This window comes from Flavobacterium sp. (assembly GCF_965277525.1).
Taxonomy (GTDB): domain Bacteria; phylum Bacteroidota; class Bacteroidia; order Flavobacteriales; family Flavobacteriaceae; genus Flavobacterium.
This window is the reverse complement of sequence record NZ_CBDIDC010000009.1, coordinates 532,360-552,355: the sequence shown is the minus strand read 5'-3', so window position 1 is coordinate 552,355 and position 19,996 is coordinate 532,360. Positions and strand designations below refer to the sequence as shown.

Below are 19,996 nucleotides of genomic sequence, written 5' to 3'. Positions count from 1 at the left end.
TATTCCAACCTCCTTTTACAGCAGATAATTTAAAAGAAAATATAAGAGGATCTTCAAAAAGAGGAGATCCTTAATTAAAAGAATGAAAAACAAGTAAAAATAAAAAGCTAACAAATTTAATTATGGAAAAATTAATACTTGAACTTACAAATGAAATAGTTTTAAAAGATCTCTACGAAATAAACGAATGTCCACCATTAGGTCATACCCCCGCTTTAATGCATGCATATGTCATACGACCAGAAAATCATGGGACACCTGATCAGGCATTTCAGCAAGAAATTATTGCTACTCCTAAGTTGGGATTTAATGAAGTGTTAGTCAAAGTCATGGCTGCAGGAGTAAATTACAATGGTCTTTGGGCTGGATTAGGGGAGCCGGCTTCTCCTACCGCATTTCATGGTAAAGATTTTCACATAGCAGGAAGTGATGCATCTGGTATAATCTGGGAAATAGGAGAGGGATTAAAAAATAATCCGGAATTTAAATTTAAAATTGGGGATGAAGTTATTATTCACTGTGGTCAAACATGCGGAATATGTCAAGAGTGCAATGGTGGTAATCCTATGCTTTGTGAATCACAAAAAATATGGGGATATGAAACTCCGTATGGTTCTTTTGCCCAGTACACAAAAGTTCGCGCGCAACAATTACTTCAAAAACCTAAACACTTAACCTGGGGTGAGGCTGGAGGATATATGTTGACCTATGCTACTGTCTGGAGAATGCTTTATGGATTTGCTCCAAATGATTTGAAGCCTGGTACCAATGTATTGGTCTGGGGGGGAAGTGGTGGTTTGGGAGCCACTGCGATTCAATTAATTAAATTAGCAGGTGGAAATGCCGTTGCTGTTACTTCAAGTGATGAGAGGGGAGAAAAGTGTTTAGAACTTGGTGCAATCGGTTATATTAATAGACAAAAGTTTAATTGTTGGGGCGTTTTGCCAGATATTAATAAAAAAGAAGAATACAAAGAATATTTAAGAGAGGTTAGGAAATTTGGAAGTGCAATTTGGGATATATTAGGTAAAAAAGTTAATCCTGATATTGTTATCGACCATATTGGATCCCAAACTTTTCCCGTTAGTACATACGTCGTAAAGTCGGGTGGTATGGTTGTTTTCTGCGGTGCTACATCAGGATTCAATATGTCATTCGATGCCTCCTTTGTCTGGATGCGACAAAAAAGAATTCAGGGATCTCATTTTTCATCACTATTTGAATTACATCAGGCAAATAAACTTATTCTGGAAAAAAAGTTTCATCCCGTTATATCCCGCGAATTTACCTGGAATGAATTGCCATTAGCACATGAAAAAATGCTTGATAATACTATTGAATATGGAAATGTAGTTATTAATCTAACGTAACAACAAAAATTATACTGGAGATGCAATTGATTCGTAAACACAATTGTAACTGTTTTTCAAGCAGGGTTCGATACCATTCCAAATGAAAAAGCCTTTAAACATCAGTGTTTAAAGGCTTTTAATTTTTAAAAGTCACTTTTTGGACTTTATGTGGCGGAGGAAGAGGGATTCGAACCCCCGGACCTGTTACAGTCAACAGTTTTCAAGACTGCCGCATTCGACCGCTCTGCCATTCCTCCAATAAGACGCAATAATTTTCTCATTGCGGGTGCAAAGATAAAATGTTTTTTCAATTCAAGAAATTTTTTTGATAGTTTTATAAAGGAAATAATTTTTATCCGTGTCTATAATTTTAATTTAGGAGTTAACTTCATATGAAACAGATGTTTTTGATTTTATAAATTGCTCGTGCAAAAAATGGGATTAGAAATTATGCCATTTATATTTGGCAAAATCTATGGAATAATCATATGGATCTTTATTATTTTTTTGTACATCTTTTAAATTACTAATACAATTGTGTCCGCACTGCGGACACAATTGTAAGTGTTTGTAAATATGATGATTAAACTAGTGATTTTTATGTGATCATTATGGTTAAAGAATAAATGCCTGCCACAGATGGGATTATTGAGAATTTGAATTAGATGGTTAAATCAACAAAATTGTTACTACAATAAGATCTGAATTAAAATTGGAAGTAACGATTTGACAAATTAATGATAAAATGACTGCGTCCGATCTGCCATTCGAACCTCAATAGAAGAGTTTGATTTAAAGAATAAATGCAATGTGAGAGTTATATGCCGTGATTCTGCTGCAATAATTTAGATTGCTGAAATTTCCATAAAATGCCCCTCAACTTTAAGTGTCACTTTTGGTGGCAGCACCAGTTTAAATCATTCTGTAAATTGGTGGGATACCTTTTAAATTACTTAAATTCTTATTATTTGATTCTGACAGTATGACAGAATCGAATTTCAAACACATTATTTATTAATTTGTATAAAATTAACTCAAAGAATAAAACAAGAATGATTTTATGTTTTTTTTTGCTTGTAAAAATGATATGATTCATTTTTACAGGTTGCTTGCAATTGAAATTCAATAAATGAATTGCTAAAGCAAAATATTTACAACTCTATAAACAGCAAAAAGCCACTTCGTAATGAAGTGGCTTTTTGTTTGCTTTGGATTGTGGGTACGAAGTCAGAGACATTCGCACAGCCTTTCCATTAGAACTCTTCGGAGAGCGGGTAATCTAAAATCTTATATCACTAACTTTGAAACACTACCCAAAAAAAGAGACAACCAACAGGTCGTCTCTCTATTATTCAAAATTTACAAATTTATATTCTTTTTCATTTAGTTACATTGATATTTTGCAAAAATATCTAATCTGAAACACTGCCTACATTAACTATCTGATACATTAACAACTATAATTCATATGAAGTTAAGAGAAACAGTTTTTTCTTTTTGACATCCCAAATAAATAATTTTGCTCTACCTATATTGTCATACAAAAATGCATAATAATTTCCTTCTTGCTTTAAAATGGTGATTAAATTATTTTCATCAAAACAAATGTTTTTCTCATCAATCATTTCAGAATGAATAAAAGAATAAACACTATCCATTTTATTAACGACAGGGGTTTTCTCCCATTCAGGGATATTATATTTAGGGTATTTATCACTTTTAAGAAAATTAGATTTATTAACAATATTTTTTTTTACCATATTAGGATTAACATCTATCATTGAATAAACTTCAAAACTTCTCCCTTCATCAAAAAATGACGGAGTTTTAGAACATTCTCTACTTATATGAATATCTTTCGTGTTAAATAAAAACTCGAAAAAATCATCTGTAAAATAATTACATGAAGATAGTAGAGAAAGGCAAATTATTATATATACAAAATTTCTTTTCATTTTAATTTATCTTACTGGATTAAGTTATCTTACTGGGACAGACACAGGAATGGTTGGATTAGTTCCATATGGTATAAAACCAAATCCTGTACCTTCTCCAACAACTTGTCTTGCTACTTTTGTTGTTAAATCTCTCCAAAATCTACCATCATCATTAAAATCATAAGTGTCAAAAAAACCATTATTATCTCTAAAAAAACCTACTTCTCCTGTGTTTTGATTTCTAAGTCTCATTGTTAAAGTCCCATGTACTCGACCTGTTCTTGTATCTGTTCTTGTACTTGTGAAAAAATTATATTGTAGTCGACGATTGTCTTCAGTAAAAGATGCGGTAGTCAAAGGAGTCAAATCTAATTGAGCTACGTCAATATATAAGGGTTCTCCAGTTCCATTGTTCCACCATTGTCTAGCTTCCCAATCTTGGACTACACCATCATAATCAGGTCGATTTGGTAAATCAGTATAATGGTTATAAAATTTAATATAATCTGCATAATCGCTAATAGCCTTTAAATATTCGTTACCTCCTTTTGGAGTCAAATCTTTTTTCATTGCATCTCTATGATTCATATTTTGAGTAAAGTATTTATTTTCCATAACAATTGCTTTGCCCTGCAATCCTTGGTCATCTGTTCCAAGAAAGTCGCCATTAGTATTGTAAATTGGAGACATAGCTTCCATACCATCTGGGTCAATAAAACAAACAGGATTATTAAGAGCATAAGTATATGGAGAAAACCGCCTTGATTTTTCAGCCAATGGGTCAATATTCATCCAACGCCCAAGTGCAGGATCATAATTTCTAGCATGATAGTCATACATGTTGAGTCCTAACTCGTCTTGCAGTTCCTTTCCATTGTACTTATACTTATAATCAACACCACTTATAGCTGTATTATATCCTTTTTGCATTAATCCAAACGCATAATAATTATTTTCCTGAACAATTTCACTGTTATTTACAATTCCATTATTATCCTTATCCTGATAACTTAATCGAACATTTCCTAAATGATCTTTATATTGATAAATATAATTAAAAGAACTTCCGTTTGGTTCAATATATCCTTCAGGCTGGCCAATGAATTTTAAAGTTAAAAGACCATCTCCTTCAAATTGTTGTAGATACTGATAATTCCCTGCATAAGTTGTCTCCGTTTGGTCACTTGATTTTATTACGATCTTTTTTTGTTTGGTTCCAGTTGCATCATAAATATATCTAATTAAATCATTATTTGGAAATTTAATTTCAAAAGGCAAATTTAAATGGTTATACGTGATACTGTTGATTCCTTTATTTTTATCTGAAATCATATTACCATTATCGTCATAACTATATTCTACAGGATCATTGCTTCCGTTATTGAATCCTTCTGTACTGCCAGAGGTATCTTCAACTTTAGTAAGTTTATTTCCTGTATCGTATGTGTAAGCAAGGATATCCATCGTTCCGAATGCACTAGCTGTTGCGTTTGTATTTCCCAGCCTAGTAATACTCATAATATTACCATTTTTATCATAACTTAAACTTTCGTTATATCTTCCTTGATTTATTGTAGAATTATCTATTGCCTGAGTCAAACGGCTTAAATTGTCATAAGTATAAGTGTAATTTTTTAGGCTATTATCAGTATTCGCTGTTTTCCAAAAAGTCTGACTAATGTTACCATTAAACAACTTGTTTTGCCCTGTACTTGTAGCGTTGTAATTAATTTGAAAAGCAAACAATTTATTACCCAGATTATTTACGTCGTTTATGTTTTTTAACCAGCCACGAATATTATACTTGTAATCAATATTTTGTAAACGTGATTGTGCTGTTTTTGCGCCAATACCTTTAGTAGTCAATTGCCCCATATTGTCGTAAGTATTGCTGGCAATAGTTTCTTGGGCCTGATTGTTAATAGTTTGTTTCTGGTTTAGTAAACGACCTGTATGATCGTACAAATAAAGATCAACTATTGTTATGACATCATTATTTCCCTTTTTGTGGGTTGATGTAGTTTCTAATACTTTTCCTCCAAAATCAACTTTGGTTTTTGCGGAGTCAGTTGTATTTAAGTAGTTGTTTTTACTGTAGGTGTAAATACTTCTTCCTTTTGTGTCATAATAATTGACAGTAGTTGTCCAATTTGTAGTACCTAATATACGTATTTTAGAACAAGTACTTAAGCCTTTTGCATTTGTAATTGGAGTTATCCCATATGAAGCAACAGCTGTCCCTCCATCTAGATCAATATTATTGTAATCGTCGTAATAGTTTAAAGTAAACAAATCAATATCAACATTTGGGAATGCAGTATTAGGATAGTTAATGCTTGTACCTTTAATACTTAAACTTGAAGCTTGTTTATTTTCGAATAAAGTTGTGCTTTTATTCGCCTCTGTCTGAACTAACGCTCTTGTCGTTTGTAAAGTATTTACATATTCCCCTGTATAAATAGGCCTGCTAAACGCATCATATTTGGTAAATAACCATTTATTTAATCCTCTCAAGTTAGCGTCTTGGGTTAAAATAGGCCTGTCTAATTTATCATAAACAATGTATTCCCATTCTTTACCTGGAAGTTTTTTCTCGACTAATCTGTTTTTAGTATCATATCGGTATTGATATCCTAATTCTTTTAAGGTTAAATCATTGGTTGAGCCCTCTGCTTTGGGAGGTAAAACATAAGTTAAATTTCCGTATGTGTCATAAACATAATAGGTGTCGTGTTTAACTTCGGTTTGAGCACCATAATCAGCATACGTACGCTTTAAGATAACCTGTCCTTCTTTGTTTTTAAATTCTTCGGTTGTATTGTTTTTACCACGAACCCAATTTTCATCTTTAGTTATGGCCTTATACAATTGATTTTCTGAGTAATTCGTTGTTGAGGTAACAGTAGGAATATAAACTCCGTCAGAATTCAATTGTGTTGTAACAACGTATAATTTTACTTCATCAGCAGCCGTTACAGTATTGGTTAGATAATCTAGTTTTATTTCATGACCAGAACCTATTGCCCAATCTTTTCCTGGCGCAGCCTGCAATAAAACCCTGCCAAGTGGTGAATTGTCGAATTTTTTCTGCGAGTAAGGGTTTGGGGCTGTAGTATTAATATCATCAGGATAATTTGTTTTGTAATAATCAATTATTCCATTGAGAGCCGTAGATTCATTTCTATATGATCCAATTGCAATGTTGCTATCCGGATAAGGGAGATATTCTTTCTCTTGTCGGCCAATATTGTCATAGACCGTATGAGAAATAACGTCGGTTTTATCAGGAGAAGCTTTTATAGCTATACTTTGAATAGGTCTGCCTAAACCGTCATGATAGATTACACTTTCTAAAACATCAGCGTTATTAGCAATTTCATCAATAGATTTTAAAGCTGTTTGATATTTACGGGTAAAAACAAAATTCCCGTTACTAAGAAAAACCGGTGAATATTCATCAGGGTTTATTTTTGCCAAAAACTTACTGCCGGATTTTATAATAGTATTTGGTCGAAGAGTAATACTTTTAGTCGCAGTAAGGGTTTCAGGTTCAGGCCCAGTTACCGTATATGGAGCATTTATAGCCCCTTTAACGATAGTTGCCGGGGTTTGAGCCTGAATAAATATGGTGAATAATAACAAAATAACTTGTATACTATATTGTTTAGTTTTTATGATCATAATTTTATGATTAAGTTTTTAAATCGTATAAATTACAGGCCTACCATATCAAGAAATTCTGCTTGATAATCTAGATTGTCATCATTTGATAATCCTTGCTGTAAAGTGATGTTTTCACTTTCAAAATACAAAGCAGGAGCGGCAGGATCAAATCTTTTTGTGGCTGTACAAATTAGTTTAGCTCTTTTTCCGTTTAATGCTGGAGGTACAAAAAAGAGCTCTTTAGATTCTAAAGTCCTAATTAACGGAACATGCTGTCCGGTATCTGCCAGTTTTAAAAACCATTGAAAATCATACTCTGAACTATTTTCTACTCGTTGTTTTATAGCGTTTAGATCAAATCTATACCCACCTCTTGTTGTGTAAAAATTGGTGTAAGAATTCATTACGTAAGGAAACCTAATAAATGCTTCAAATGCATGTGGGTTTGGGAAAGGTTCTTCCCCGTGCATACCAGAAGTTGGTCTTGGAAAATTAAATAAAGGATGTAAACTTGGTGTTGAGATCTCTGGCCATGTAAAAGTTATTCCTAAAAATGCAGGAACCGGAATATCATAAAGTTTAAACTTCTCAACACTAATTTTGAAATCAGGATCAACAATTACTCCATTATCAATAGTCCATGGTGTGTCTTGCCAGAATTTAGGATCTGAGTCTGTTGAAGCGGTGCTGTCGTCAATACCATAACCTGAAGATTTGTCGCATACATTACCAGAGTAATGATTAACGGAGCTTAATTTATACTGAGCAATGACATTGTCATAGTCATCTAATCCGCTTTGAAATTTTATTAAATTACTTTTTATAATATAAGTAGCAGGAGGAATAGGTGGTTCTTCATGGTCACGATATCCAAAAGTCAATTTTGCCAAACAAACTATTCTACCAGATGTTCCGTCAAGACATTTTGGTATAAAAAACACATTAGAGTATTCCTGAACTTTTGGAATTTCTATTTTTTTTCCATCAATCTCCATCCACCAGGTAAGTTCAATATTTCTGCTTATACCAGCAAAGAATTTAGGATTATCCAGTCCTAAAAGGTCAAAAGTATTTCCAGATCTTTGTGCATAGTAATTACAAGTGTATTCTTCTAATGGATATGTAAGATTTAATAGTGTATATTCCATAGGTAATGGAGTATAACCTGGATTATAATGTACTCCTATTTGAGAAGGATTAGGGAAATATAATTGATTATGAAGGCTTAAAATATTTCGGCCTTTATATGGAGCTCCATCTGGCAGCTTATCTTCCCAGTTTACGCCTCTGCCGCAAGCTATAGGTATTTTGTAAGATTTAAAATCCCCAATTTTTACTTGTAGGTCTAAATCGGTTACCGTATTTTGATCTTCTGGTGATGGAATTATCATTTGATTTTGACAGTCACTAAGCATACCATTATAACCATAACAATATTCTTCAATAATGTTTAGATCCTGATCTTTGATTTTTTTAAGGCGATTTAAGTCATCATATTCATATGAAATTGAAGTACCTCTTGGATCTACTACTGATGAAATTCCAACCAAGGGTTTGTATACATAAGAAGTAACCATAGCATTGCTAAGATTCGATCGTATTTTTTGAATCTCAATTTTCAATAAATCATCACTATAGTTTTGTAAATACTCAAGCGTTTCTGAGTTGCTTTTACCTAAGGCAGCCATAACCTCAGCATAAGAAGCATTTTCTATTTTTGCAATGGGTTTTGTATAATTATATCCCCAAAGATAAACGGTATGGGTGTCATCTTTCTTTGATGATTCTATCGAATTACCAAATTTATCGTAGTCATGAAATTGAATTTTTTCATCAAATTGATTTGAACCTTTACTAGTTTGTACAGCCCTTGGAAGAATCAAAGTTTTACCGCTTTTAACAAAAGAATCGTATAATACTTCCTGTGTACTTAGAATTTCTTGACTATTACCTATTTTGCGTGATGTTGTTATCATTGTAGGTTCAGCAATTCGATTTTCACTTTTTAAACTTTGCATTAATGCAGTTAAAGTATAAAAATGAGGATAAGCTATTTCCTTTACTATTGAAGTTGTGCTTCCAGACTCATTGACAGTATTTTCTACTGATATAGGTAATGAATATTTTGGATCATAAGTTGTTGAAGTACTATTTACAACTTTGTTTAGTTCGTATTTTGTTGTTGTTTTTGTTTCGCTGGGTAAATTTCTGCTAGAATATACAGAAGGATAAAATGCAAACTCAGGTTCTATTGGCTCAACGTCTGAAACTTCACCAGGAAAAATATCACGCCTTGAAATTCCAACTTTCTCATTAATTTCGCCAAAGTTATACTTATATTCATAACTGTTTTGGGTTTCTTCTACCAAGTTGTTTGCCTTGTCATATTTTCTAAGATATTTTAATTTTCCAATCAATATCTCTGTATTATTACTAGTAGGAAGCCTCCAGCCATTATTAAAACCAAATTCAATTTTATTTCTATCATAATCTGCAAAGGTAAATTTTGGGAGTTCTATAGGATAATCTTCTCTTGTTGAAAATATTTTTTCAACATAACCATTGTCAGCATTTTCTTTGACCAAAACTCTTGCATATCCTACATTTGATCCTTCTATAACATCAAAATCTGATCTGGAATTTGTAAAAGTATGAAGTGTAAGACCTGATTCTAACCAATAAGTTGTTAAACCTAAATAAGTAGCAGCCAGCGACTCGCTGCCAGCATGAGCGATACCAAGTGTTGGTAAATTATTCAAAATTCCAGATGAATTATTATCAATATTTAGATAATTATATTTATGTACTTGTACGGTACCTTTGTTATCGATTAGTTTATGAATTGAAACTCTTAATCCGCCAGACTTAACATTTTGGTTATTTGTAGAATAAAAATCATTCAAATCATATTCGAACTCTTCTGTACCGCCAGTTGGATATTTTACTTTATTTAAAACCCCGGCTTTTGTGTAAGCTAAAGACGGCTGTAATGATCTGCCTGCCGTAATGAAGCTTCCATCATAAATAGGAAATGGAGAAACGGAGAACTCTTTTTTGTTAGGTTTATAGTATAATTTAGGAGGAGGGATAAGACACATACCACAAGTTACAGCACTAACATTATTGTATTCACTTGGAACCGGGCCATTAGCATAACCAAGATAATCTCTAAAATCAGATCCTCGTTCAGGTAATTTAATGTCATCATTATAATAAAATCGGTGAGGAGGGATTATCGCATCATTTTTTCCTATTTCTTGTACTGCTAAAAGACGTAATCTTTTACAAGTAGGATCACTGCAATTATTATTAGAAGTCATATAATCGTACTCTAATTTTATTGTCTTTATTATATTGTTATTAATATCCTTAACAACAACTTTAGACAAAGCGAAGTCACCTGGAAGATCGCTTCTAGGTTCTTCATACTTAAATTCTACCGTTCCCTCAGCATATAGTATTTTACTGATTCTATTTAAATTAGGATATCTAATTTCTGTAGAGGTTTGGTTTTGCATCGTTTGATTTCCCTGACGATCATTTAGTTCAAAACTAGCTGTTTTACGATATTCTGGATAACTTATAGCATAATTTTGGTATTCAAAAGAAACTTCATTTCCTTTAAAATCCTTTATTTTGCTTAGTTTATAAGCCATTATTTCTTGTGAGGTAAGATCTCTGCTTGACTCGGTGGTTATGTATGGAGAACGAATTTCTCTGTTAACATATTGGTTTACATCTAACTGGTCAAAAATATATTGAGTTCCGGTTATGTTTGTAATTTCCACTTTAGTAACACCAAATAGTCGTCTAGGAACTCCTCCGTCAAAAAAACGTAAGTCTCCTTCAAATTTAGCATTATCTCTAAATTCCGAAAAGAAGGAATTACAGAGGTTTTCCCTATTGATGTTGCAATTTTATTTCCTTGATAAGCAATTTCCATTACTGATCCGTCTCTTCTATGAGTAAAAGACGTATTTAGACCTGGAGCATTTACATAAAACTGATCAGGGGCAAGGTCTTTTCTTGAATAAGCAAAAGACATTTCTGCTACTTCATAAACTTTATCTATGCTGGTATTCTTATCGTAGTAGTTGTTTAAAGAAAGACGTCCATTTTGCAATAGCCATCCCACTTCTTTTAATTTCATACCCAATATATCACTGGTTCCTATTTGGGAGAATTTTAGTCTATGACTATTTGGGTTGTATGGTAAAGCACCTTCGATAGTAATTTTAAAGTCTTCCATCCCTTTTATCACTTTCGTTACCATTCCTCCTGCATTTAAAGACCAGTTCTGACCAACATTAGATGCCGTTTCATCTATCTTAATACCAGTTGCTGAATAATTTAACTCTATAGGAATACTAATTTGTCCTATTTGAATTTGATAAATAGGAACATTAATACTTGCAGTACCGGTGTATTCTGAAACGTTTGAAAAGTTAACCTTTCTAAAAGCAGCTGCGTTTGGTGTACCAATTTTTGGAGTAAATATTTCATTGTAAAGCAGGTCGCTCATTTTATTAGACTGAGCGCCTGGACCTCCATCAATAGGTCCCGATTCAATAGGTCCCGATCCGGGGCCTCCTTCAATGGGTCCCTGTTCTACAGGATTACTTCCTGGAGATCCTGTTTGGGCTTTGGTAATAAATGAAAAAAGTAAAAGAATAAATAAGCAATAGTAATTTTTTTTCATAAAAATTAGGTTATAGTTTATTTGGTTAATAGAAGTTTTAAATATATAATAATTTTCTTTTATTTTTATTATAAAGCAAAAGATTACATAATGATAATATTTTTAATTTTTAACGGTTTTTAGTAAAAATAATGATTATCCAATCGCGCTGCTCAACTGGAACATTGGCAAATACATTGCTACTAATAAAACGGCAACTAATACTCCAACAAAAAGAATAATAAACGGTTCCAATACCGTTGTCATCACTTTAGATTGCTGCACAACTTCCTGATTATATTGTTCGCTTAATTGTTTAAAAACATACTCTGTTTGATTGGTTTCTTCGGCAACTTTTACAAGGGAAATAATTCGGTTATCAAAGAGAGGAGTATTTTTTAAACTTGCGCTTAAGCTGTTTCCTTTTAAAATACTGTTTTCGACCTGTTCGAGGGCTTCCTGAAGAGGTACAAAATGAATCATCTTTTTTACCATTTGAATACTGTTTAACAACGGAACTTTGGCAGTAGTCAGCAACGTTACAGCCTGAGTAAATTGTGCCAGATAAACTTTTGTCATGAATGCGCCTAATACAGGAACTTTTACTAAAAAATAATGCAGTGCTTTTTTGTATTTATGGTTGTTCTTAAAAAACTGAGTCGAAAAAATGAAGATGATTATTCCCAGTAAAAAATAAAGCCCGTAAGTTTTAGTCCACACAGAAAGTTTTACAATTAACTGGGTCAAAAACGGAAGCTCCATATTGTTTTGTTTGAAGATATCCTGAAACATAGGCACTACATAACTCAACATAAAAACTACGACTAAAACAGCTGTACTTAATACAATAGAAGGGTAGGTTAGTGCAGCAATTATAATTCTTTTTTGTTCGTTTTTGCGTTCAAAAAAATGACCAAGTTCCTGACATACTTGTGCTGTTGTTCCTGTTTCTTCACCAATTTGAATAGAATAATACTCATATTCAGTAAACGATTTTGATTTTCGCAATGCTTCAGAAAAAGGCATTCCGTTTACAACATTATTTAGTATCGTCTGAATTAGATCTTTATCGGCACTTTTCTTTAATGATTCAATAATCAATGATAATCCTTCCTTAAAGCTAACACCTGCTTTTAATAATACGGCAAGTTCCAGATAAAAAGCCTGTTTCTTTTTATTATTAAAGCTGTCGCCAAAAAGCGTGATTTCTTTTTTTAACAAACTTTCAATACTGCTTGGGTTTGCAGATTGAATCGTTTTTTTATTTGGGGTGTTTTCTATTTTAAAGGCCATTTTCCTGATTCATAAAAAAGGTTAAATCATTTTTTTTTGAAACAAAAATTTGATAATCCGGTAATTCTGTTTCTGCAAATATTGACAGCGCATCTATTTGTCCGCTGCTAATTTCTTTTCCTCTAAAAAAAGCTTTTTTAGGAATAATTTTTAATTTAATAGTATCGCGATTTCGCATGCTGAACTTTTCCTGAAAAGAATAAGTTACAGTGTCGATTTCTGAAGTCATTATTAATAACTGTTTAGAACTATCATATATGGTAATATGCGGTTCATTAAAGTCCTGCCACAGCTTTTGTTCGAAAAGGGCTAAAGTGCTTGTTTTTTCAAAATTATTCTGAATGGTATGAATTTGTTTTTGAACAATTCGTAAAACACTAAATGCCATACCAACCACAATGGCTGTTATAATCATAACCACTATTAATTCTGAAAGTGTAAATGATTTTAATTTTCCTGCAGCCATATCATTTGTTGTTTTTTAATTTCTTTTTTAGAAATGTTATTTACTGCCGAAATTGAAATTGTTTTTTTTGTAGAAATGGTTTCTAATTCAATACTAATATCCCAATTCTTAAAATTTTCCTGATAAGGTAATTTTATGGCATTGTTTTGAATTTCATATTCCAGTTCGTTTATTCTGGTTTCTACATTGTGTGTGTTTTTCGAAAAAGTATTTAAGACTAAATTGTTTAATATTAAACTAGCAATTACGAAAATAATGACCACCAAAACTGTAGCCACAATGGCTTCGACTAATGTCGCCGATTTTACTTTTTTTAGTATAACCATTTCAAAACAGTTTTAGGTTCTTGTTCTAAAATTATGCCTCCATAAATTGCAGGTACAGTCTCATTTTCGATAGTGGCATTATAGACGTGATTCATGAAAATCGAACCCGCCTGATTCGCAACAAATTGTTTCGTATAAACGGATCCGGAAACGGTGCCTTTTATTTCAAAATTTCCATTGCAATATACCTGACCTTTTATTTTTGAATCTTTTTCTAATATGATTTGGGTTTTAAAATCGGGTTTTTCTTTTGTCTGGAAATACGTTACACAGCCTTTTAAAGAACTTCCTTCGCCTATAAAAATTTGATTTTCTAATAAGCTGTTATAATTGGAGTTATTATCAGAATCGTTTTTATTGTCCTGAAATAAAAGCAATGCCGATGGATAGCTTAAATTGCATTTTTTTCCTAAGGTGATTTTTTTTGAAGCAATTGCCTGGAAGTTTCCCATAGTTTCGTCTTCAATTTCTATACTTGGGGCAATTAAAATTATATCATTCAATAAAGCAGTTTTCCTTACCCTAATAGCTGTTTCTGATTTAATTATAATGTTTCCTGAAATTATTCTATTTTCTAATGTTATGGCATTTTCAGAATAAAAACCTTTTGTTTTTTCTTTAAAGAATTTAGAATCCTAATTCCAGAGTTTAAGTTGATGTAGTCTTCCTGACGGTTAATTTTATATTCTTTTATATAAAAATTTATCGCATCCAGAAAAGTTTTTCCCAATTTTGGAAGCTCTTCAGTGCTTTTTTCAATACGGCCATAAATTAATTGCGAACCATAATAACTGTTTCCTGCAATATAACCTGAATTGACACCTTGTTTTGGTAAATAAGCCATACCCGTAATTTTAGTATTGCCAACAACGGTAAGGGCATTATGCGTTTCCTGTAGAAATAGAGTAGGGGTTTTATCTGCAAGGAGAAGAGATCCAATTATAGCAGTTTTGGTAAATTTCTTTTTACGAAATTGTGTCACTGTAATTCCTTTTTGAAATACTCCCCATTGCGATAAATGAGTTTTTATAATTTGATTTTCTTTTTTAACAAAATCAATTTGAGCAGTATCAGTATTTAATTCCTTTTGTTCTAAAAGTGACTGAATACCAATATCGGCGATTTGTATGTTTTCGATAGCACCTTTCGATTGCTCTTTCATGTAAATAAAAGTATACGCATACAAAACCAAGCCAGCTAAAAGCAAAGCAATTAATACAGCTATAAAAACTGTAAATTGTAAAGCGCCAGATTTTATTTTAAGTTTTAATCTCAATCCTGAAGCATTATAAGATTAAGATTTCCTTTGTATTTTACGTAAATAGATTCCTTATCACCGCTTTTAAGAAAAATTTCATTTTCAGTTTCCCCAATTTTCATGTAATAATTTTTATTATCTATGATAAGCATGAAAAGGGTGTTTTTACCTTTTGAATCTGCAATTAAACCTTTATAGACAATATTAGGCCAAACTAATTCTGGTTTTTTGACAACTTTTTTAATGCTCTTATTTGTTTTAACATGAGAAACAGTTTCTGGATTATACATTTTTCCTAAAAAAGGATCTCTATAATTTACATTAATAGCAAATGATTCTCTTTTATTAATCTTAAGAGGTTTAATAGTAAATTCAGGATTATCGGCAGGAGTTATTTCATCAGATTTTGTAAATGAAAATACTTGGAACAAGACAGCGCCCCAGACAAATAAAACGAGGGGCAAAAGGATATATATGTTTTTTTTGTTTTTCATTAATTTATTTTTGATTCAATTCTTTCTCGATTTTTGCTACTCGCAAAGCTAAAGCTTTTAATGTTTCAATTTCTTTTGACTGCTCTTCAATTTTTTTATTTTGTTGAATAGAGTATAATGTCAATTCTTCAATTTTTTGAAGCAGTTTAGCATTCATTTCTCCAAGATTAATTCCGTTTTTTAAAACCTCATCTTCACTTGGAATATTTTGTAAATGACCTTTTTCAGCAATATGTTTTTCAACTTCTTCAAGAGTGGGTAAATTATATTCTTTTTTGAAAACAAAATCAGACCAATTAGTCATGTCAACTTTTACTTCTTGAGAATGTATGGTTCCTTTGACATCGAGTTTGTTTAATGGATTTGTAACGCCAATTCCAACATTGCCACCAAATGGATTTATATTTAGAGAATTGGCGGATAAAGTAGTGCTATTAAAAGATTGTATAAATGGCATATCAGAATTCAAATATCCAAAGCCCATGCTAATTGCGGGATTAGCTGTATTAATACATTGTGTTAGGGTACTATTTATATTGGTCAATGATGTTGTTATTCCGCCACCAGTAACTTCAAATTTGGAATTTGAAACGATAGAATTTCCTATTAGTAAATTTCCATTGATACTTTGATTTCCATTAAAAGTATTACTTCCTCTAGTCGCCAGTTCTATCCACTCAGGATTTTTTGGATCAAGACTTCCTGCAATTTTTCTAAAAAATAAACGATCATTCATCGCATACGATGAAGAGAGTTGCAGCTGATGATTATTTGCATCATTAGAGTGTCTAATTACAAATAAATGCTGCCATGAGTAGACTTGAGTGTCAGGATTCAGACCGTTTGGTAATGATCCTTGATAAGCTCCTGATTTTAAAGGTGCCGAAAAATCGGTTATTTCCAAAGCGTATCCATTACCAATTTGTTGAGCAGAAGAAATGAATCCAAATAGGAGTAGAGATATTGTTACTGCTTTTATTCTCATATTTATTTCGTTTTGGATGATATTAGAGCTTTAAGATTTTTTATTTCTTCGTTTTGTTTCTCATTCTCTTTTTTCATTTCAATCATATAAAGCGTCATTTCCTCAATTTTCTGCAAAAGTTTAATATTCATTTCAGATAAATTGATTCCGTCTTTTTGCATTTTTTTAGCCGATGCAATTTCGGGTAAATGTTTATTTTCCTTAATAAATTTATCTACAGATTCTAAAGATGGTAGATTATAATCATTTTCAAAAACGAAATCAGCACCAGCATCTACAGTAACTTTTACTTCGCGTGAAGCAATATTTCCTGCAACTGTTAGCATTGAAGATGGATTTGCTGTACCAATACCAACTCTGGCAGCATCTAAAACGAGAGGTTGATCTCCTGAACCTGTTTTTAAGAAAACGGGATATTGATTATTAACAAATGTTGCAAAATTAGCTGTATTGCTAATCTCTAATGATCTTGCATCTCCACTTCCAATTCTGGCCGGAAAAAAATTAGAAACACCATAAACAGTTAAGGGAACGTTTGGCTGATAAGTTCCAATACCAACATTTCCATTATTAGATATATGAAAATAAGGTGTAGATTGATTCTCTGACCAATTGTAAATTGAAAAACTAGATTCAGTTATCATATTTGCCCCGGAACTTATGGCCCAGGTTTTTCCTGCTGGATTTTTCAGAAATATTTTTGTAGTGTTTGCATTTACACTTTCACTACCAATAGTTAATGCACCATTGGCATGTAATCTGGTTTCTGGATTGCTTAAGCCAATACCAAAATTTCCGGAGTATACAAATGAATTTCCTCCGTCTTTAAAATAAACATCATTTCCAATTCTTGTTCCTCCTTTAAAGTCACTTTCAAAGTTTAGGGATAAAACATTCTGATCTGCATGTACAAAAGCCCTTCCTCCTGAACCTCTTTCTGGATACTTAAAAATAACATCGGCTGCACCGTTGTAATAAAAAATATTATTTCCGCTTGGTGAGAGAATTTGTGAAAATGCATTCAATGTTATGATGAATAAAATGCAGACTAATTTTTTCATTGTTTATTTTTGGTTTTTCTTTAGTAATTCGATTTCTTTTTTCATTTCGATCATATAAAGCGTCATCTCTTCAATTTTCTGCAAGAGTTTGATATTCATTTCAGATAAATTAATCCCGTCTTTTTGCATTTCTTTTGCCGAAGCTATTTCAGGTAAATGTTTGTTTTCTTTAATGAATTTATCTACAGATTCTAAAGAAGGTAAATTATAATTGTTTTCAAAAACAAAATCAGCACCAGTATCAACTGATACTTTTACCTCACGTGAAGCAATGTTTCCTGCAACGGTGAGCATTGAAGTTGGATTTGTTGTACCAATGCCTACATTACCATTTTTTATGTAATGATTTCCTGTTCCGCTTATTTTTAAATCATAATTTAAATCACTTGGTTCTCCAAAGTCAGCAATATTAACCCCAGTAGGATTTTGATCTATTTTGATCTGATTTACATCTGTAATAATATCTACTTTTTGTTGTAAATAGCTAATTTTAACCCTATATCTTGCATAATATCTTACGTCTAGATAAATAGGTAGTCGCTTGTTAATATAATCGCCGGTGCTTGAAGATAAGTTTGTAGGTGTACCTAATTTAATTACTCCGGAATGAACCAAACCATGTGAATCAGTTAATTTTAATAAAGTTGAAGATACATCACTATTTTGTGCGTATCCATTTTCAATAATATACTTCTCATATCCGGTCCCGTAGTATTCTTGAAAAAGTTCTATAATAATAATACCTCCCGTTTGCCAGTGAAAATAGTTATAACCAACTGATGCTATTTCATATCTTTTTGCCTGAGTTGCATCAGCAGAGAATACACCTGTTACAGTTGATTTTAAACCATTTTGTTCTGAATTTATTTGTGAAAAAATATTAAAAGTCACAAAAAAAATAACCAATATAATTAGATTTTTAGCCATGATTTGTTAGTAAGTTGTTTTTATTCTTTTACTTTTTTTAATAATTGTATTTCTTTATTTTGTAACTGAATCTGATCGTTTTGTGTTTTGAGTTGTTTGTTTTGATCGATCAAATACAAAGTCAATTCTTCTATTTTCTGAAGTAATTTAGCATTCATTTCCCCTAAATTAATTCCATTTTTTAAGACTTCTTCTTCACTAGGAATATATTCTAGATGTCCTTTTTCATTAATATGTTTCTCTACTTGTTCAAGTGTAGGTAAATCATATTCTTTCTTAAATACAAAATCTGACCAGCCATTTAGATCTACTTTAACCTCTTTTGAATGAATTGTTCCGTTGACTGCAAGTCTAGCGTCAGGAGATTTTGTTCCTATACCTACATTGCCACCTGCAGGTGCTATTAGTATATTTTGTTGATCAGTTCCGGGTCTAACGCTTTGTATATATCCTGCAGAATATTGATCATCATAACCAAAATACATAAATTGATTGACAGTAGCACTTTTTAATTTTAGAGTTCCTACTTCGTAGCCTAACTGAGAAGATCCAATTATTTCAAGTTTACTATTTGGATTATCTGTACCAATTCCTAAATTCCCTGCGATACTTTGATTTCCTGTAAAATAATTAGATCCTCGGGTGGCTAATTCATTCCATGAATTCCAAGTATTTTTATCTCCATTTTTAGTTCTATAGGATATATGATTACCTCCATTTGGGCCATAATCTGAACTTATCTGACAATCGTAATTATTGTATTGAAAACCACCAAAACTTATTAAAGCCCCATTCCAGGGAGTTCCAGATGTTGCATACGAAAAAGTATATCCGCCTTTAAATGCATCTGCAGAACCTGCTGTAGATATTTCAGAAGTAGGGGTTAAGCTTTGCGCTAATAAACTGGTTCCGTTAACTAATAACAATAAACCGATAGATAATACTGTCTTTTTTCTCATTTTCTATTCTTATTTTTTCTCTGATTTTTCTAATCGTTGTTCCAAATCATTAATTTTTTTATTCTGATTAATCATGTAGAGTGTCAATTCTTCAATTTTCTGTAATAATTTAGCATTCATTTCTCCTAAATTAATTCCGTTTTTCAGGACTTCTTCTTCACTTGGAATATTCTCTAAATGACCTTTTTTATTGATATGTTTTTCAACTTCCTCTAGTGTTGGTAAATTGTATTCTTTTTTTAAGACAAAATCTGACCAGCCAATCATATCAACCTTTACTTCTTTGGAGTGTATTGTTCCGTTTACGTCTAGTTTAAAATTCGGAACCATCTTTCCAATACCTACATTTCCATTATCGGAAATGGTAAATCGATTATCGCACATTCCGCCTGGCTGACAGCCTAATTTATCATAAATCCAAAATTGTAAGCTATTTCCATAAACACCAGTCATATTATAAATTGCCCATCTTTGTCCTAAAGCATTCTCGTCTTTAGAATAATTGTATAAATTTAATTCTGAACCATTAATTTGCTGGGAAAATGAGGTTATTGTGGTAAAAAGTAAAATAATTATTGATATCGATTTTGCTTTCAT

General features: G+C 31.9%; 16 protein-coding genes and 1 tRNA gene. 1 reads left to right on the top strand and 16 read right to left on the bottom strand.

Annotated elements, in window-relative coordinates; translation table 11 throughout:
- Window positions 1-122: 122 nt before the first annotated feature.
- Window positions 123-1,370: a crotonyl-CoA carboxylase/reductase gene (ccrA, locus tag ACQY44_RS19540; protein ID WP_428231971.1), complete on the top strand. Its 1,248-nt coding sequence runs from the start codon at window positions 123-125 to the stop codon at window positions 1,368-1,370.
- Window positions 1,371-1,521: 151 nt separating this feature from the next.
- On the opposite strand, the gene ACQY44_RS19535 is transcribed toward ccrA, so the two are convergent.
- The 16 genes from ACQY44_RS19535 to ACQY44_RS19460 form a co-directional block, all read right to left on the bottom strand.
- Window positions 1,522-1,609 (bottom strand) — tRNA-Ser (locus ACQY44_RS19535).
- A gap of 1,200 nt (window positions 1,610-2,809) precedes the next feature.
- Window positions 2,810-3,307 (bottom strand): hypothetical protein, encoded by a 498-nt coding sequence (locus tag ACQY44_RS19530; protein WP_428231970.1) that lies wholly within the window; start codon window positions 3,305-3,307, stop codon window positions 2,810-2,812.
- A 24-nt stretch (window positions 3,308-3,331) separates the two neighbouring features.
- Window positions 3,332-6,970: a DUF6443 domain-containing protein gene (locus tag ACQY44_RS19525; RefSeq protein WP_428231969.1), complete on the bottom strand. Its 3,639-nt coding sequence runs from the start codon at window positions 6,968-6,970 to the stop codon at window positions 3,332-3,334.
- Window positions 6,971-7,002: 32 nt separating this feature from the next.
- The gene (locus ACQY44_RS19520) at window positions 7,003-10,740 is read right to left on the bottom strand and encodes a hypothetical protein (RefSeq protein WP_428231968.1); all 3,738 of its coding nucleotides are present in this window, start codon (window positions 10,738-10,740) and stop codon (window positions 7,003-7,005) included.
- Window positions 10,722-11,651, bottom strand: coding sequence for a hypothetical protein (locus ACQY44_RS19515; protein ID WP_428231967.1), 930 nt, complete (start codon window positions 11,649-11,651; stop codon window positions 10,722-10,724). Before ACQY44_RS19515 ends, ACQY44_RS19520 begins: the two co-directional genes overlap by 19 nt.
- Window positions 11,652-11,786: 135 nt before the next feature.
- Window positions 11,787-12,923, bottom strand: a complete 1,137-nt coding sequence (locus ACQY44_RS19510) for a type II secretion system F family protein (RefSeq protein WP_428231966.1) — start codon at window positions 12,921-12,923, stop codon at window positions 11,787-11,789.
- Entirely contained in the window at window positions 12,913-13,389 is a 477-nt protein-coding gene (locus tag ACQY44_RS19505; protein WP_428231965.1) for a PulJ/GspJ family protein, read from the bottom strand. The genes ACQY44_RS19510 and ACQY44_RS19505 overlap by 11 nt, the downstream gene beginning before the upstream one ends.
- Complete coding sequence (locus ACQY44_RS19500) at window positions 13,371-13,715, bottom strand: hypothetical protein (RefSeq protein ID WP_428231964.1); 345 nt, start codon at window positions 13,713-13,715, stop codon at window positions 13,371-13,373. Before ACQY44_RS19500 ends, ACQY44_RS19505 begins: the two co-directional genes overlap by 19 nt.
- The gene (locus tag ACQY44_RS19495; protein WP_428231963.1) at window positions 13,703-14,218 is read right to left on the bottom strand and encodes a hypothetical protein; all 516 of its coding nucleotides are present in this window, start codon (window positions 14,216-14,218) and stop codon (window positions 13,703-13,705) included. Before ACQY44_RS19495 ends, ACQY44_RS19500 begins: the two co-directional genes overlap by 13 nt.
- Before the next feature lie 77 nt (window positions 14,219-14,295).
- Window positions 14,296-14,991 carry a hypothetical protein gene (locus tag ACQY44_RS19490; RefSeq protein ID WP_428231962.1) on the bottom strand — a complete coding sequence of 232 codons (696 nt, stop codon included), beginning with the start codon at window positions 14,989-14,991 and terminating at the stop codon, window positions 14,296-14,298.
- Window positions 14,988-15,467 carry a hypothetical protein gene (locus ACQY44_RS19485; RefSeq protein ID WP_428231961.1) on the bottom strand — a complete coding sequence of 160 codons (480 nt, stop codon included), beginning with the start codon at window positions 15,465-15,467 and terminating at the stop codon, window positions 14,988-14,990. The genes ACQY44_RS19490 and ACQY44_RS19485 overlap by 4 nt, the downstream gene beginning before the upstream one ends.
- A gap of 4 nt (window positions 15,468-15,471) precedes the next feature.
- A complete protein-coding gene (locus ACQY44_RS19480; protein WP_428231960.1) occupies window positions 15,472-16,452 on the bottom strand; it encodes a hypothetical protein in 981 nt (326 codons plus the stop codon).
- 2 nt (window positions 16,453-16,454) lie between these two features.
- Window positions 16,455-17,513, bottom strand: coding sequence for a hypothetical protein (locus ACQY44_RS19475; RefSeq protein ID WP_428231959.1), 1,059 nt, complete (start codon window positions 17,511-17,513; stop codon window positions 16,455-16,457).
- A 3-nt stretch (window positions 17,514-17,516) separates the two neighbouring features.
- On the bottom strand, window positions 17,517-18,440 hold the full coding sequence (locus ACQY44_RS19470; RefSeq protein ID WP_428231958.1) for a hypothetical protein: 924 nt from the start codon (window positions 18,438-18,440) through the stop codon (window positions 17,517-17,519).
- Window positions 18,441-18,460: 20 nt separating this feature from the next.
- Entirely contained in the window at window positions 18,461-19,399 is a 939-nt protein-coding gene (locus ACQY44_RS19465) for a hypothetical protein (RefSeq protein ID WP_428231957.1), read from the bottom strand.
- 9 nt (window positions 19,400-19,408) lie between these two features.
- The gene (locus tag ACQY44_RS19460) at window positions 19,409-19,996 is read right to left on the bottom strand and encodes a hypothetical protein (RefSeq protein WP_428231956.1); all 588 of its coding nucleotides are present in this window, start codon (window positions 19,994-19,996) and stop codon (window positions 19,409-19,411) included.